Below are 14,761 nucleotides of genomic sequence, written 5' to 3'. Positions count from 1 at the left end.
ATCAAAAACTATGCCTCAAAGAAATCGTCTTTAAAACCTATAAGATACAATTTTTCTTTGGCACGTGTCACTGCCGTATATAACCAACGTAAATAATCGGTATCGACGCCATTTGGCAAATAAGGTTGTTCTACAAAAACCGTATTCCATTGTCCTCCCTGAGATTTATGACAGGTAATGGCATAGGAGAATTTCACCTGTAAAGCATTAAAGTGTTTGCTGCCTTTTACTTTTAAAAACTTACGGTAGTTACTGCTTTCATTAGCGAAATCTTTCATAACTTCCTGATACAACTTGTTGGAATCATCATAAGACAAGGAGGGTGTTTCTGCTTCTATAGTATCTAGTAACAATACGGTTTCAATGGGTGCCATTTTAGGATAATCGACCATGCGTATTTTTACTTCCGCAAAGCGGAACCCATAAAGCTCTTCTATTTTAAATATTTCCAAAACTTCAATAATATCGCCATTAGCAATAAATCCAGCTTCACTGGTTGGCTTTACCCAGAAATAATTATTTTTTAAAACCATTAAATAGTCGCCTGCCGAAAGTTCACTTTCATTAAATAAAATACGGTTTCTTATATTCTGATTGTAGAGATTCGCTCGCTTATTACTGCGAACAATAATAGTAGTTTCTTCATTACCTAAATCACTGTAAGCACTGTTAATCGCGTCCATAATTTCATGTCCATCGATTAAGCGAACAATGTCGCTGAAGCCATGTAAATCGAACTTAAAATAGTCATGATAATCGCTCGCTAAAGCCTCGCGTAACACCGTAGCATTTGCTAAAATACCTGAATCGTATTCCTGACGAACCACTTCATCTAATTCCATACGAGTGACTTCCTTATTATAATTTAAAGCCAAGGTGTTTTCGTTTAAGGCGGGACTTAAATCCAATTTCACGGGAGGCAGCTGTGCCGTATCCCCTATTAATAAAAGTTTGCATTTATGTCCGGAATACACATACTGAATCAAGTCATCTAAAAGCGACCCGTTTTCAAAAAGTTTTGATTCTCCAGGGGTATCCGGAATCATCGAGGCCTCATCAACGATGAAAATCGTGTTTTTGTGTTTGTTAGGTTGCAATACAAACGATACGCCGCCTCCCTTGTCTTTTTTAGGGAAATATATTTTTTTATGAATCGTAAAAGCCTCTCTTCCTGAGTAATTAGATATTACTTTAGCTGCCCGACCTGTTGGCGCCATTAAAACCGAACTTTTTTTGGCTTTCCATAAATTATTTACAATGGATCCAATTATGGTTGTTTTTCCGGTTCCTGCATATCCCTTTAAAAGATACAATCCGTTAGGCGAATCGTTAAATATAAATTCCGAAAGTTGCTGTAAAACAATACCTTGCTTTAACGTCGGTTCGAAAGGAAATTGTTTTTTTACTAAGGAATTAAATTCGGATGCAGTCATTGAAAAGAAAAAAATTTATAAATTATTCAAATATAGAAATGATTTTATTCTCAATAGATTTTTACGATTAAAAAAAAATTGTAGATTTGCGAAAGACCTTTAATAACTTTTTAATTAAAAAATAACGATGTTAAAATTTATTCTTATTGCTGTTGCAGTAATCCTACTTACAGTTGTCCTGGTTAAGGTAATTGACAAATTTGTTCCTTCTAAACTTAAACCAGTTATTAGTATAGCACTTTGGATTTTAATCATATTTTTAGGTTACCAAACCTATATGTCTATATACACGCCTATCTTGTTTAATCAAGAAAAGAACAAACGTTACGCAGAAGTAATTAAGAAATTAAATGACATTAGAGATGCCGAGTTAGCACACAAAACCGTTACAGGTAAATTTGCAGATAACTTTGATGATTTAATAAAATTCGTAGATACAGCTAAATTCACTATTACAGAGCGTCGTGATACAACTGTACTAGATGTTGAACAAACAAAACGTTTTGGAGTTGATATGTTTACAGGAACTGTAGTTATTGACACACTTGGATACAAACCTGTAAAAGACTCTTTGTTTAAAAACTCAGACCGTTACAAAACTATGATGAATGTTCCTGTTGGAGAGCCAGGTGCTAAATTTAATTTAGATGCTGGATTTATAGAACAAAGTAAAATCAACATACCTGTTTTTGAAGCATTCGTTAAGAAAGACGTTGTTTTATTTGACTTAGACAGAGATATGGTTATTCAAGAAAAACAAGTAATTTCTGTTGATGGGGTAAACGGTGAAACTTTAAAAGTAGGTTCTATGGAAGAAGTTAATACCGCTGGTAACTGGCCTAAAAACTATGGCGCAAACGAATAAAGAAATAAATACTTTAACAAATAAAGACTTGTCCATTCAAATTAGTTTGAGTGGACTTTCTTTTTGTATCCTACAAAGAGATACCAATACCATTAGCTCACTTACCGAAATTAATTTTGATAAAAAGCTAAATTATTTAGTGCTTCTTGATCATTTAAAAAATGCTATTGAAGACACACCTGCTTTACAACAATCATTTAATAGCATTACGGTAGTTCATGACAACGATTTGTCTAATTTGGTCCCCATGCCACTTTTCGACGAAGATCATCTAGCAGACTATCTTAAATTCAGCTCAAAAATCTTAAAGTCAGATTATATTGCAACCGATGATATTGTATTAAATGATAGTGTCAATGTTTATGTGCCGTTCATCAACATTAACAATTTTATCTATGACACCTTTGGTGAATTTACATTCAAACATGTCTCTTCTGTTTTAATAGAAAATATTCTACTTACAGAAAAAAATGCCGATGAACCCAAGGTTTACGTAAATGTTGGCCAAGATCATTTTGAAATCATCATTGTAGACAAGGCTAAGCTTGTGCTTAACAACACCTTCGATTTCTCTTCAAAAGAAGACTTTATTTATTACATTCTGTTCACTACAGAACAACTTAATTTAAACCCGGAAACCTTTCAGCTTATTCTATTGGGTCAAATTGAAGAAGGCGACGAGTTATATAATATAGCGTACAAATACATAAGATTTGTTAGCTTTGGCGGTAGAAACGAAAACTACAATTTTGTAGAGACACCAAAATCAAAACACTCTAATTTTACACTAATACACAGTTTTTAATGCGAATTATTTCAGGATCACTTAAAGGAAGAAAAATTATTGCTCCAAAAAAATTGCCAATTCGTCCAACCACCGATATGGCAAAAGAATCCTTATTCAACATTTTAAATAATTCATTTTATTTTGACAGTATTTCTGTTTTAGACTTATTCGCCGGATCAGGAAATATAAGTTATGAATTTGCATCTCGCGGTACTTCACAAATCACTTGCGTAGATCAGGATTTTGGTTGTATAAAGTTCATTAAACAAACTGCTGATAGTTTTAACTTGCCTATTCAAACTATCAAAAGTGATGTGTTTAAATTTTTAGAGAAAGCGACGATGAAAACCGATATTATTTTTGCCGATCCGCCCTATAACTTCCCTGAGGAAGAGTTTGCTAAAATTGCCGAACTCGTTTTCGAAAATAACTTTCTTTTAGAAGAAGGCGTATTAATAATAGAACACTCTAAGCATACCGATTTATCAGAGGTGAAACATTTTAGTTATGCCAAAAACTATGGCAGTAGTGTTTTTAGTTTCTTTGAAAATGAAGTAAGTTAAGTTTTACTTCTGTAATTCTTTTTTTTTCAGTACTTTAGGAGATAGAGTTAAAGCCCTTTCTCTAACTTTTACTTATATTTTCATGTAAGCCAGTTGTTGTTCTTATTTATGGTTCTGTGTATTAATAACCAATTAAAAACCATAAATATGAAAAATCTTTTTCTATTATTACTTGCATTAAGTGTACTTACTGCATGCAACGACAAACCACAACGCTATTTCGAAACTTCGCAGGAAATAGATATCTTAAAATCGGGTATAAAAGCCTACGAAACACAGGACTGGACTGCCTGGAGAGCCAATTTCGCCGATACTGCTAAAATTCACCACAACACCATTAAAGGATTATCACCTGAAGATAATATGGCTAATCTGCAAAGCATGGTTGCCAATTTTGCATCCTATGGATTTCAGGATAAAGGTTCTTTCTCTGAAATGGTAATAGACAAAGACGCTGAAACCTGGGTAAACTACTGGGGCATCTGGAATGGTGTTGTCATGGCTTCTGAAGAAAAGGTTACGGTTCCTGTGCATTTAACCGCCAGATTTATTGGTGATAAAATTGTAGAGGAATATGTTTACTACGACTCCGCTCCTATTTCAAAAGCTTTAGAAGCTGCCAAAGCCATGTCGAATGCTAAAACTCCAGCTGAAGAGGTCGAAATGACCAACGAATAATCATTCTTTTACAAACTAAAAAACCAAACCAAAATGAAAACGATAAAACACTTCCTGACACTCATTTTATTAATTGTATTAATTCCTGCAGGTTCTGCTCAAATGTATCGCATACATCAAGATAACGTAAAACCATCCAAAGTTATGGACTATGAAAAGGCCGCTAAAGCCTTTAATGAAGCTTGTGCAAAATATAATGTGCAAACAAGCTGGGCCACGGCAACCACAAATGATTTTAAATACATTTACATTTCTGAAATTGAAAACATGGCCGCTTTAGATGAACGTCCTTTTGCCACTATGGCTGAAGCTATGGGAGACGACTTTGGAAAACTATTCGAAGATTTCGATAAATGCTATGATTCGCATTCCAGCTACATCATTCATCTTTCAAAAGATTTATCTTATATGCCAGAAGGATTAAGTATTACACAGGAAGGCCAAGACTATCGTAAATGGTTTTATATTTATTTTACCCCTCAAAATGCAAGAAAAGTTCAAGAAGGCATGGAAGCTGTTAAAAATTTGTATGCATCAAAGAATGCTAAGGAGTATTACCGTGTTTACAGAAACGGTTTCGGCACCGCTGAAGACTGTTATATTGTAGCAGTATCATCCAAAGATGAAATTGATGGAGCAACTAAGTCTAAAGAAAATGAAAAACTTTTAGGCCCTGATAGTTGGGATACCTTTAAAAAAGTCATGGATTATACAGAAAGATTTGAAGAAGTTAACGGTAGAATGCGTCCTGACTTGTCTTACGCTCCTAAAAACTAAATTATAACAAGTAAATAAAAATCCTTCTGGAACACCAGAAGGATTTTTTGTGCTTAAGTAAATCTATAAGCCGAATTCTGTACTTTTAATACTAAAAGCCCTTATCATTTATCTGAATGTACTGTTACCAGCACACTTTAGCTGCCTACCCTCCAACAATCGAACGTGCCGCCCTCAAGCGTTGGTATACATGGCATTGCACCGCATAGAGTTTACCTGATTTCACTACAGCATTACCTGTACATACTTTCTGTTGCACTTTTCCTGACCTCTCGGCCGGTGGTCATTAACCACTACGCTGCACTGTGGTGTTCGGACTTTCCTCTCTTTCAAAACAAATTGAAACAGCGATAAGGCGATCTACTCGCGGACAAAAGTACAATTAATTGTTAATAACTCCTGTTTAATTTTTATTCTGTTTTCATAAATTTTTGACTTGAATTTTTAACTTTGTTTATCAAAAAATATCAATGGAACACTTTGTAGTATCAGCCCGTAAATACAGACCACAAACGTTCAAAGACGTTGTTGGTCAGCAGGCCATTACAAACACATTACTTAATGCCATTGATAACAACCACTTAGCACAAGCTTTGCTCTTTACAGGACCGCGTGGTGTCGGAAAAACAACCTGCGCCCGTATTCTGGCGAAAATGATTAACAGTGATGGTGCTGAAACCGGAGATGAAGATTTTGCCTTTAACGTTTTTGAACTGGATGCCGCCTCAAATAACTCAGTAGACGATATTAGAAGCTTAACCGATCAGGTGCGTATTCCTCCTCAAGTTGGGAAATACAAAGTCTATATCATAGACGAGGTACATATGTTATCTCAGGCTGCTTTTAATGCGTTTCTTAAAACATTAGAAGAACCGCCTAAGCACTGTATTTTCATTTTAGCCACCACCGAAAAGCATAAAATTATTCCAACCATCTTATCGCGTTGTCAGATTTTTGATTTTAAACGCATCACCGTGAAAGATGCCAAAGAATATTTAAAATATATAGCCGAAGAGCAAGGGGTTAATGCAGACGATGATGCACTTCATATTATTGCTCAAAAGGCAGATGGAGCCATGCGTGATGCACTTTCTATTTTCGATCGGGTTGTTAGTTTTTCGGGAAAAGACCTAACGCGACAATCTGTTACCGAAAATTTAAACGTACTAGATTATGAAACTTATTTCACGAGTACGGATTTAATTTTGGAAAATAAAATTCCGGATTTGCTGCTACAATTCAACAATACCTTAGCAAAAGGGTTTGATGGGCACCATTATATTGCCGGTTTAGCTTCTCACTTTAGAGATTTACTGGTAAGTAAAACACCGGAAACTATAGAGCTTTTAGAGGTTGGCGAAGAAACCAAAAAGAAATATTTAGAACAGTCACAAAAAGCATCACAAGCTTTTTTACTTCAGGCCATCAATCTCGCCAACGACTGCGATTTAAAATACAAAACCAGTAAGAATCAACGCTTACTCATTGAATTATGCCTCATGCAGCTTGCCTCTATCACTTTTGATGGAGAAAAAAAAAATAACAGACATTACATAATTCCAGCTTCTTTCTTTAAAAAGAAAGGTATTAAACCTATTGCTGTTAATGTTCCAAAGGAGGAAACAGCTCCAGAATCTGACACACCTAAAAAACAAACCCCTTCAAATAATTTTCAAGCGCCACAACCCGCCAAAATTGATTTAAAGAGCGATAACAAGCGTAAATCTGGTTTATCACTTAGTAGCTTACGAGTTAAGAAAGAGCACCAAATTAAGCAAATGGAAGTGGTTGTAGATGAAGAAAACCTACCTACCGAGCCGTTTGAAGAACAAGACCTTATTACCGCCTGGAATGAATATACAGACGCTATAAGAAGCAAGGGACAATACAATTTGGCCTCTATTTTGGCTATGGATGTTCCTAAAGTAAAAGGAACTACGATACATGTAGAATATCCAGCTGAAACCAATAAAGTAGAAGTTGAGCGTAACCAATACGAACTTATGTCCTATATTAGGAAATCTCTAAACAACTACGATATTAGTTTATCTATTGATGTCAATGAAGTGAAGCAGAAACAATACGCTTACACACCGATAGAAAAGTTTGAAAAGCTTAAAGAGAAGAACGCTAATATTGACGTTTTAAGAAAAACTTTCGATTTAGACATTTAATCATTTTAAAATGAATAAGTTTCTGTTTTTTATTTTAGTCATTACTGCCTTTGTAAGTTGTGACGGTCGTGAACGGGCTTACATGACTAATGAGGCTATTTTAAAAGAAGATAATCTCTTTAAAACCTTTAGCGAAGAGTTACATTTTATTCCTGAAAGACCTGTTGTAATTGAAACTGACACGATTTTAAGTACAGGATTTGAAATTAAAATCAATTACCATTCAACAGAGCATAACCCTATTATTTTATCTAAGAAGAATAAAAGCGACTCTATAACATATTCTCATTATAAAAATTTTGAAGCCAATATTGATTTTTCGAAAAACAGTTCATTAATAACAGCATTTGTTTTAAATAAAACACACTTCAATCAATTTGAAAGTCCAGCATTCTGGAACAACGCTATTATGCAATATGTGTGGATTAATCATGAAGCTTCTGATGAAAACAGAGTTCAATTGCATACTGCTTTCAAAATTCCTGAAACAGAGATTTACAAAGATTTTATTTTAAGTATTTTTGCAGACGGAACGACAGAAATTAAAGAATACCAAATAACACCAAAAACAATATAATATGTTAGGATTAAAATTACCAACAGACCCACGTTGGGTTAATATTGTAGAAAAAAATATTGAAGAAATACTTACAGATCATGCATTTTGTGAGCAAAAAGCAACAAGTACGGCAATATCACTTATTGTAAGTTTTCCGGAATATACGGAGCTTGTTCAGGAAATGACCGCCTTAGTGAAAGAAGAAATTAGCCATTTTAAAATGGTTCATGATAAAATCATTGAGCGTGGCTGGACTTTAGGACGTGACCGTCGTGATGATTATGTTGTTGAATTAATGAAATTCTTCCCTAAAGGTGGAAGCAGAACCACACAGCTTGTACATCGCTTACTTTACGCCGCTCTAATCGAGGCTAGAAGTTGTGAACGTTTTAGATTATTATCGGAAGAATTAGAAGATAAAGAACTGGCTACATTTTATAGAAACTTGATGGTTAGTGAAGCTAACCATTACACGATGTTTTTAGGCTTTGCCAGACAATATGGTGAAAAAAAAGAAGTTGATGCCAAATGGCAACAACTTCTGGAATATGAAGCGGAGATTATGTCTAACTTAGGAAAATCTGAAACCATTCACGGTTAAAACTTAAAACCAACACCTATTTGGATATTGGTGTTTTTTGCTTCAGCTGAAACATAATCATCAAAAATATTTGAGAAACCATAAGTATATCGTACATCTGCGAATACGCTGTACGATATCTTATATTCTAATGCTGCTACACCAGAATAGGCAAAGTTTTTCATCATATCCTCTTCTTTATGCACTTTTAGCCCCACTTGTGGAGCCACACCAAAACGTAATTTCTCTGCCAGTCTAAACTTTAAAAAGATAGGCATTTGAATATAATCTAAGTTTAATTCTTCAGCCTTAGCGCCTTCAGCAGAAAACTGAATTTCAGGCACTAACGAAAATCCTTTAGAAAAGGCTATATCACTAAAAGCACCAAAATAAAAACTGTTTCTGTGCTTATTTTCCATAAATGGTGTGTCGTCAAAATCTAGATTTGATATATTATAACCTGCTCTAACACCGAATTTTACATCTTGTGAAAATCCGTAAAAAGAAGCACAAAGAGCTATTGTAAGTAGTATTTTTTTCATAATAAATAGGTTTAGTGTGTAAATCTGTTGCTTAAATAAATAAGTAACACGAATATATATTATAAACCTAAAATCTTACAATTTTAAAAGGTGAAGTGCACAATTTTACTGTGTATTGCTAGAAACGGTATCGTAGTATATACTTTTTATAATACCATCGGCCAATCCTATCTTTGGCACATAGATGTTTTTCGCATTACTCCACTTCATCGCCGATAAATAAATACGCATTGCAGGAATAATAACGTCTGCACGGTCTTGATTTAAGTCTAATTCTGAAATACGTTCTTCGTAAGAATAACTTTGAAGCGTGTTGTAATATGAGGTTAAATAAAAGTAAGATAAAGGTTTGCCCATGGCTTTTCCAGAGATTTTAAAAATCTTATTGATGTTACCTCCAGATCCTAAAACAGATATCTTGTCATATTCTTTTGTATTGGTTTTAATCCAACTTTCAAGTTCTAACCAGGTTTCTTTAGACACCATATCATTAAGTAAACGTACGGTACCAATCTTAAAAGAACGAGAGGTAATTTGTTCACCTTCATGAATAACCGTAAACTCTGTACTACCGCCACCTACATCAACATACAGATAGGTCTTGCTTTCATCGATATAGGTATTTAAATCGGTTGCCGCGATAATAGCAGCCTCCTCTTCACCATCAATAATATCAATATTTATACCAGCGTGCTGCTTTATACTTTCAACAATTTTCTTTCCGTTTGCAGATTCACGCATCGCAGATGTGGCACAGGCTTTATATTTAACTACCCTATGAGATTTCATAAGTAATTTAAATGCCAACATCGTGTCCAGCATGCGCTGTGTATTTTCTTTAGATATTTTCTGATTTACAAATACGTCGGCACCCAAACGGATAGGCACACGTACCAATGAGTTTTTTTTGAACTTGACCGGTTTACCTTCGCGTTCTATGATATTTGAAATAAGTAATCTAACGGCATTCGATCCAATATCTATAGCCGCATATTTTTTTATTGAAAGCATATTAGTTTTTCATTTTGTCTACATAGTATTGGTAAGTGGCAAATTGCGATCTTACCTTTTCCTTGTCATTAACTCTATATTTATTTTCTTGCGAGTCGCATATAATACGAGCTTTAACATTGTCGCTCCATGAGATATTGAACGTATCAATTATTTCTCGTTTAATATCTTCATCGTATATAGGACAACTTACTTCTACTCTATTATCAATGTTTCTTGTCATCCAATCTGCAGAGGAAATATAGACTTTTGGATCGCCATCATTTCCGAAGATATAAACTCTCGGGTGCTCCAAAAACTTATCGACAATACTTATGGCTTCAATATTCTCGCTCATCCCTTCTATACCAGGAATTAAACAACAAATACCACGAACAATCATCTGGATTTTCACCCCGGCATTACTGGCTTCATATAATTTATCGACCATGGTATAACTTGAAATACTGTTCATTTTAAGTCTGATATACCCCGGTTTTCCCTGCTTGACATTCTCAATTTCTTTGTCAATCAGTTTAAAAAGCGCCTTTTTCGTGTAATGCGGAGACGTGATTAAATGCTTATATCTGAAAATTTTATAATTGGTTTCAAAGAAACTAAAAATCTTATTGACGTCTTTTAGAATACGTTGATCTGAAGTTAACAAGGTATAATCTGTATAAATCTTTGCAGTCGATTCATTAAAGTTTCCTGTACTAATAAATCCATAGCGTCTTATTTTCTTACCTTCTTCCCGTTCGATAACACACATTTTACTGTGAACTTTTAGTCCTTGAACACCGAAAATCAGGTTTACACCCTCTTCCTTCATTTGCTGTGCATAAGCAATATTCGCCTGTTCATCAAATCGGGCTCTAAGTTCAATAGCAACGGTAACCGATTTACCGTTAATAGCAGCATTGATTAGAGAGCTGGCAATATGTGAGATTTCAGCTAAACGGTAAATGGTAATGCGAATCGTTTTTACACTAGGATCTAATGCTGCTTCTCGCAATAATTTAACCACATATGAAAAGGTCTGATAAGGTGCATAGATTAAATAATCCTTCTTTTTTATCGCCTTAAAAATACTTTCTTCGAGATTTAAACCTTTAACAGGTAAGGCTTCAATTTTATCATACATTAAATCTGCGCGACCTAAACTCGGGAAACTCATATAATCTCTTCGGTTATGGTATCGACCGCCGGGAATAATACTATCTGTATTATCAATGCCCATTTTAGACATTAAATAGTCTAAAGTATCCTGATGAATGGTTTTATCGTAAACAAACCGAACCGGATCACCAATTTTACGGTGTTTAACACTATCGGATACTTTTTCAATAAAACTTTTACTTAAGTCACTATCGAAATCCAACTCACCATCGCGGGTAATTTTAATCATGTGAGCCGAAATATCTTTATAGTCAAAAATATTGAAGATATCTTTAAGACAATAACGTAACATATCATCAATCATGATAATATAGCTTTTATCACCTTGTTTTGGCAATTCGACAAACCGATTTACTGATTTTGGTATTTCGATTAAAGCAAATTGCTTTTCGTCTTTAGCCATTATCATCTTTACTGCAAGATAAGCCGCACTATCTTTAAGGTTAGGTAAAACAACCGCGTCATTTAATATAATAGTAACTAATGCCGGGCTAATTTTTCTTAAAAAATAGCGTCTAATAAATTCACTTTGAGAATCGTCTATCTGTGTTTCATTTATGATATGAATATTTTCAGCCTCCAGTCGCTCCTGAATAACCGCCAGAATCTCTAAACTTTCGGTTTGTTGCTTTATAACAATTTGCGTTATGATTTCAAGCAACTCTTCAGCCTTTATCCCTCCTAACTCGCTTTTACCTGTTTTTCCGGCATCAACAATACGCTTTACCGTAGCATAACGCACCTTGAAGAATTCATCTAAATTGTTCGAAAAAATACCAAGAAACCTTAACCTATCGATTAACGGAACCGTTTCATCTTCTGCTTCCTGTAAAACCCGTGCATTAAACTGCAACCAACTTATTTCTCTATTAATATAGCTATTTGTGTGTACTTCGGGTTTCGTCATGCTCATGATTCGTTTTTATCGGTTTAAGCAAATATATTCTATTTGCAGCAAATAATAATGATTAAAAGATTATGTTAGTTTAATCATTTTTTAAATCTCTTGGAAATAAAGTTAACACAGTTTTTCCGTTATTCAAATCCTTCCAATCTTTAATATTAAACTCCATTATAACCACACCACTTGTTGGGACATTATCAATCTTCTGATTACCAAATGTATTGGCAAAGTCGGTAACCGCATGATTATGGCCAAAAACCATTAAGGTATTTACACTATTCTCACAGGATTTTATAGTTCTTACTAGGTCTCTGCCATCAAAATCATATAATTCATACATGTATTTTATAACTTTTTCAATCAAATTTAAATTTGAGATAAAGATTTTTGAGGTTTGCGTAGTACGGACAGAATCGCTTGAAAGCATTAAGTCTACACTCCCTGAATCTATGTTTAAATGCTTTGAAACAAGGTTAGCATCGTTAATACCACGTTGGTTTAACGGTCTTTCATGATCTATGACATTAAATTCCCACGAGGATTTCGCATGTCTAATAAGGATTACTCTTTTCATAACTTCGATAAAATGCAATTTTCATCGTTTAAATGTTGTTTTACTCGATGAAATTCACTTTATTTGTACAATTAATTACTGATTAAAATTTAATATATAAATATAACTAAAGCTATTATCAATTCTCAACATTAACAAATTAACATAAGTAAATAATGTGAATCGCTGAAAAAACCTATAAAACCGATTAACTGTTTTTATTGTACGGTTTATCGTTTTTTTAAGGTGTTTAACATTTTTTTTTGAAAACTCAGTGTTCTGAATGTTCTTTTGTTATGTAGAATATTAAAAAATGACCCCTGAATCTAATATCTCTTTTAAGTCTTAGTGTAATTATAGCACTCCTCCCTCACTACTTTAAGAAAATTAGATTAACTAGAAATTAGTAAGATAATTTTATATACATACCTAAATACTATTCAAACTGATGTTAACCAATTATTGGCTTATGAAAACAAGTACTTTTAAATCTTTAAAGAAGTATTTTATATTAATACTTTTCCTATGTATCGGGATATTAGAAGCTCGAGCAGATTGTACTATTCCTGTGGGAACTACTACAATAGCCAACTTAAATACCAATTGTAGTGGTAATCAAACAGGAATTTTATATATTCCTGATGGAGCGACTCTTGATTTGAATTCAAACACGGTCTTTCCTGCTGGATTTTCTGAAATTATTGTTCTAAATGGAGGAACTTTACGAATTTCGACTGATTATATATTTCCTTCTACTCTTCTTAAAATAACATTAGTTGATAGTGATTTTAACGGAACAACAGCAGGACCTTTATTAAGCGGTAGAATACATTTTGCTCAAAACTATTTTTTAACGCTATCTACTGCTACTCAATTAGACATTCAGAATATTATTACTCCTGTAAATGATACTGGATCAGCTATTTTTGCAAATGTTACAAGTCAAGCAACTAGAATTTATATTGGAAGTCAGCCCTATGCCGCTGCACAAAACCCTAACGGTGCTGGTGTGTGCTTTACTTTTAATCAAGTAATTCAAAATGGAGGAACGCCAAAACTTGATGGCGAGGTTTCCATAGGAGGTATTAGTGGTTCTACTAACTCTGTTTGTTTTAATAACCAACCTTTTACTTTAACAGCATCTATATCTGGTAATATTCCTTTTTCTACTCCAGCTTCATTTTCTTGGTCTAAAATTTCGGGTCCTGGTATAGCAACATTTGGCAATAACATATCAAGCTCTCCTCAAAACACTACAGAAAATGAAACGTCAGTAACGCTTCCAGGAATTTATGTTTTTAGAGTTACTGTTATTCAAAACTTATCTGTTTCTGGCTGTGATGTAAATGCAAGTGTGACATTAACAAAAGATATTACAATTACAATTGTAGCTTCTCCTGTTGCTAATTTTAATGCAAGTTCTAATCAGGCTTGTTTTAGCATGACTTTCGATGGACTTCCATCTCTCGACTATAACCCTCCGACTAATTTAACTTATGAATGGGATTTTAACTATGATGGTTCCAATTTTGATGTTACTGCTAGTGGTGTTAACCCGACTCATATTTTTCCGGGTTGTGGCACATATACGGTTGCACTACGTGTTACCGACCCAGATGCATTGACGGCGTGTAATTCATCTATTACTACACAAACTTTTGATATTACTATACCTGCTTTTTCTATTTCCGAAAACGATGGAGCGCAAACCGTGAGTTGTTTATCGGATGCTACAGAACCAACCACTTTACCAAATATTACAGATTCATGTGGTAATACAATAACTCCTTCTGCCCCGGTAATCACAGACTCTCCAGATCCATTAACTTGTGAAGGAACTCGTACCTATACCTATACATATACCGATTGTGCAGGCAACCAAGACTCTTGGAGTTATACTTACACCATTGATTATTCGGGTGGGCTAACTGCTCCGGCTAATGACGGAAACACTGTGTCTTGTCCTGCAGATGCCGTTAACCCTGGTGCTCCTGCTACTATTCAGGATGCCTGCGGTAGAGATGTTATCCCTGTGCTTATTGGACAGGATGACCCTTCTCCTGATTGTGAAGGTACTGTGGTTTGGAGATATAGATACACCGCTTGTGACGGTGAAACAACTGCTGACTGGACTTATACTTACACCATTGATTATTCAGGTGGGCTAACTGCTCCGG

14 protein-coding genes and 1 other RNA gene are annotated in these 14,761 nt (G+C 34.5%); 9 read left to right on the top strand and 6 right to left on the bottom strand.

All coding sequences use genetic code 11. From position 1 onward, the window contains the following. Positions 1-8: 8 nt before the first annotated feature. Positions 9-1,433, bottom strand: a complete 1,425-nt coding sequence (locus ICJ85_RS01060) for an ATP-dependent DNA helicase (protein WP_188221914.1) — start codon at positions 1,431-1,433, stop codon at positions 9-11. A 127-nt stretch (positions 1,434-1,560) separates the two neighbouring features. Here ICJ85_RS01060 and ICJ85_RS01055 point away from each other — a divergent pair, with 127 nt between their 5' ends. The 5 genes from ICJ85_RS01055 to ICJ85_RS01035 all read left to right on the top strand — a co-directional run bounded on the left by ICJ85_RS01055 (position 1,561) and on the right by ICJ85_RS01035 (position 5,103). Next, positions 1,561-2,298 carry a hypothetical protein gene (locus ICJ85_RS01055; RefSeq protein WP_188221913.1) on the top strand — a complete coding sequence of 246 codons (738 nt, stop codon included), beginning with the start codon at positions 1,561-1,563 and terminating at the stop codon, positions 2,296-2,298. Beyond that, on the top strand, positions 2,282-3,103 hold the full coding sequence (locus ICJ85_RS01050) for a DUF3822 family protein (protein WP_188221912.1): 822 nt from the start codon (positions 2,282-2,284) through the stop codon (positions 3,101-3,103). The genes ICJ85_RS01055 and ICJ85_RS01050 overlap by 17 nt, the downstream gene beginning before the upstream one ends. Beyond that, a complete protein-coding gene (rsmD, locus tag ICJ85_RS01045) occupies positions 3,103-3,648 on the top strand; it encodes a 16S rRNA (guanine(966)-N(2))-methyltransferase RsmD (RefSeq protein ID WP_188221911.1) in 546 nt (181 codons plus the stop codon). Before ICJ85_RS01050 ends, rsmD begins: the two co-directional genes overlap by 1 nt. A 147-nt stretch (positions 3,649-3,795) precedes the next feature. After that, positions 3,796-4,326, top strand: coding sequence for a nuclear transport factor 2 family protein (locus ICJ85_RS01040; RefSeq protein WP_188221910.1), 531 nt, complete (start codon positions 3,796-3,798; stop codon positions 4,324-4,326). A 33-nt stretch (positions 4,327-4,359) separates the two neighbouring features. Beyond that, the gene (locus ICJ85_RS01035; RefSeq protein ID WP_188221909.1) at positions 4,360-5,103 is read left to right on the top strand and encodes a hypothetical protein; all 744 of its coding nucleotides are present in this window, start codon (positions 4,360-4,362) and stop codon (positions 5,101-5,103) included. Between the two features lie 50 nt (positions 5,104-5,153). On the opposite strand, the gene rnpB is transcribed toward ICJ85_RS01035, so the two are convergent. Further along, an RNA gene (gene rnpB, locus ICJ85_RS01030) (RNase P RNA component class A) lies at positions 5,154-5,470 on the bottom strand. Between the two features lie 103 nt (positions 5,471-5,573). Between rnpB and dnaX the strand changes: the two genes are divergently transcribed. The 3 genes from dnaX to miaE are packed head-to-tail and all read left to right on the top strand — an operon-like array spanning position 5,574 to position 8,437. Next, positions 5,574-7,277 (top strand): DNA polymerase III subunit gamma/tau, encoded by a 1,704-nt coding sequence (gene dnaX, locus ICJ85_RS01025; RefSeq protein WP_188221908.1) that lies wholly within the window; start codon positions 5,574-5,576, stop codon positions 7,275-7,277. Between the two features lie 10 nt (positions 7,278-7,287). Then, the gene (locus ICJ85_RS01020; RefSeq protein ID WP_188221907.1) at positions 7,288-7,854 is read left to right on the top strand and encodes a hypothetical protein; all 567 of its coding nucleotides are present in this window, start codon (positions 7,288-7,290) and stop codon (positions 7,852-7,854) included. 1 nt (position 7,855) lies between these two features. After that, entirely contained in the window at positions 7,856-8,437 is a 582-nt protein-coding gene (gene miaE / locus ICJ85_RS01015) for a tRNA-(ms[2]io[6]A)-hydroxylase (protein ID WP_188221906.1), read from the top strand. On the opposite strand, the gene ICJ85_RS01010 is transcribed toward miaE, so the two are convergent. The 4 genes from ICJ85_RS01010 to ICJ85_RS00995 all read right to left on the bottom strand — a co-directional run bounded on the left by ICJ85_RS01010 (position 8,434) and on the right by ICJ85_RS00995 (position 12,605). Then, positions 8,434-8,958 (bottom strand): porin family protein, encoded by a 525-nt coding sequence (locus ICJ85_RS01010; RefSeq protein WP_188221905.1) that lies wholly within the window; start codon positions 8,956-8,958, stop codon positions 8,434-8,436. The genes miaE and ICJ85_RS01010 overlap by 4 nt on opposite strands. Positions 8,959-9,063: 105 nt before the next feature. Next, positions 9,064-9,969 (bottom strand): Ppx/GppA phosphatase family protein, encoded by a 906-nt coding sequence (locus tag ICJ85_RS01005; RefSeq protein ID WP_188221904.1) that lies wholly within the window; start codon positions 9,967-9,969, stop codon positions 9,064-9,066. Between the two features lies 1 nt (position 9,970). Continuing rightward, entirely contained in the window at positions 9,971-12,034 is a 2,064-nt protein-coding gene (ppk1, locus tag ICJ85_RS01000; RefSeq protein WP_188222456.1) for a polyphosphate kinase 1, read from the bottom strand. A 79-nt stretch (positions 12,035-12,113) separates the two neighbouring features. Then, positions 12,114-12,605: a SixA phosphatase family protein gene (locus ICJ85_RS00995; RefSeq protein WP_188221903.1), complete on the bottom strand. Its 492-nt coding sequence runs from the start codon at positions 12,603-12,605 to the stop codon at positions 12,114-12,116. A gap of 448 nt (positions 12,606-13,053) precedes the next feature. Between ICJ85_RS00995 and ICJ85_RS16455 the strand changes: the two genes are divergently transcribed. Further along, on the top strand, positions 13,054-14,761 hold a 1,708-nt coding region (locus tag ICJ85_RS16455), incomplete at its 3' end, for a PKD domain-containing protein (RefSeq protein ID WP_194420786.1).

This window comes from Aestuariibaculum marinum (assembly GCF_014596975.1).
GTDB lineage: Bacteria > Bacteroidota > Bacteroidia > Flavobacteriales > Flavobacteriaceae > Aestuariibaculum > Aestuariibaculum marinum.
The sequence above is the reverse complement of the archived record's forward strand: the minus strand, read 5'-3'. Positions and strand labels throughout refer to the sequence as shown.

What these genes read in the sequence shown, in the direction of transcription:
- ICJ85_RS01040 (WP_188221910.1), top strand. Translation starts at nt 3,796, where the DNA reads ATGAAAAATCTTTTTCTATTATTACTTGCATTAAGTGTACTTACTGCA.
- rsmD (WP_188221911.1), top strand. Translation starts at nt 3,103, where the DNA reads ATGCGAATTATTTCAGGATCACTTAAAGGAAGAAAAATTATTGCTCCA.
- ICJ85_RS01035 (WP_188221909.1), top strand. Translation starts at nt 4,360, where the DNA reads ATGAAAACGATAAAACACTTCCTGACACTCATTTTATTAATTGTATTA.
- ICJ85_RS01055 (WP_188221913.1), top strand. Translation starts at nt 1,561, where the DNA reads ATGTTAAAATTTATTCTTATTGCTGTTGCAGTAATCCTACTTACAGTT.
- miaE (WP_188221906.1), top strand. Translation starts at nt 7,856, where the DNA reads ATGTTAGGATTAAAATTACCAACAGACCCACGTTGGGTTAATATTGTA.
- dnaX (WP_188221908.1), top strand. Translation starts at nt 5,574, where the DNA reads ATGGAACACTTTGTAGTATCAGCCCGTAAATACAGACCACAAACGTTC.
- ICJ85_RS01010 (WP_188221905.1), bottom strand. Translation starts at nt 8,958, where the DNA reads ATGAAAAAAATACTACTTACAATAGCTCTTTGTGCTTCTTTTTACGGA.
- ICJ85_RS01060 (WP_188221914.1), bottom strand. Translation starts at nt 1,433, where the DNA reads ATGACTGCATCCGAATTTAATTCCTTAGTAAAAAAACAATTTCCTTTC.
- ICJ85_RS01050 (WP_188221912.1), top strand. Translation starts at nt 2,282, where the DNA reads ATGGCGCAAACGAATAAAGAAATAAATACTTTAACAAATAAAGACTTG.
- ICJ85_RS00995 (WP_188221903.1), bottom strand. Translation starts at nt 12,605, where the DNA reads ATGAAAAGAGTAATCCTTATTAGACATGCGAAATCCTCGTGGGAATTT.
- ICJ85_RS01005 (WP_188221904.1), bottom strand. Translation starts at nt 9,969, where the DNA reads ATGCTTTCAATAAAAAAATATGCGGCTATAGATATTGGATCGAATGCC.
- ppk1 (WP_188222456.1), bottom strand. Translation starts at nt 12,034, where the DNA reads ATGACGAAACCCGAAGTACACACAAATAGCTATATTAATAGAGAAATA.
- ICJ85_RS01020 (WP_188221907.1), top strand. Translation starts at nt 7,288, where the DNA reads ATGAATAAGTTTCTGTTTTTTATTTTAGTCATTACTGCCTTTGTAAGT.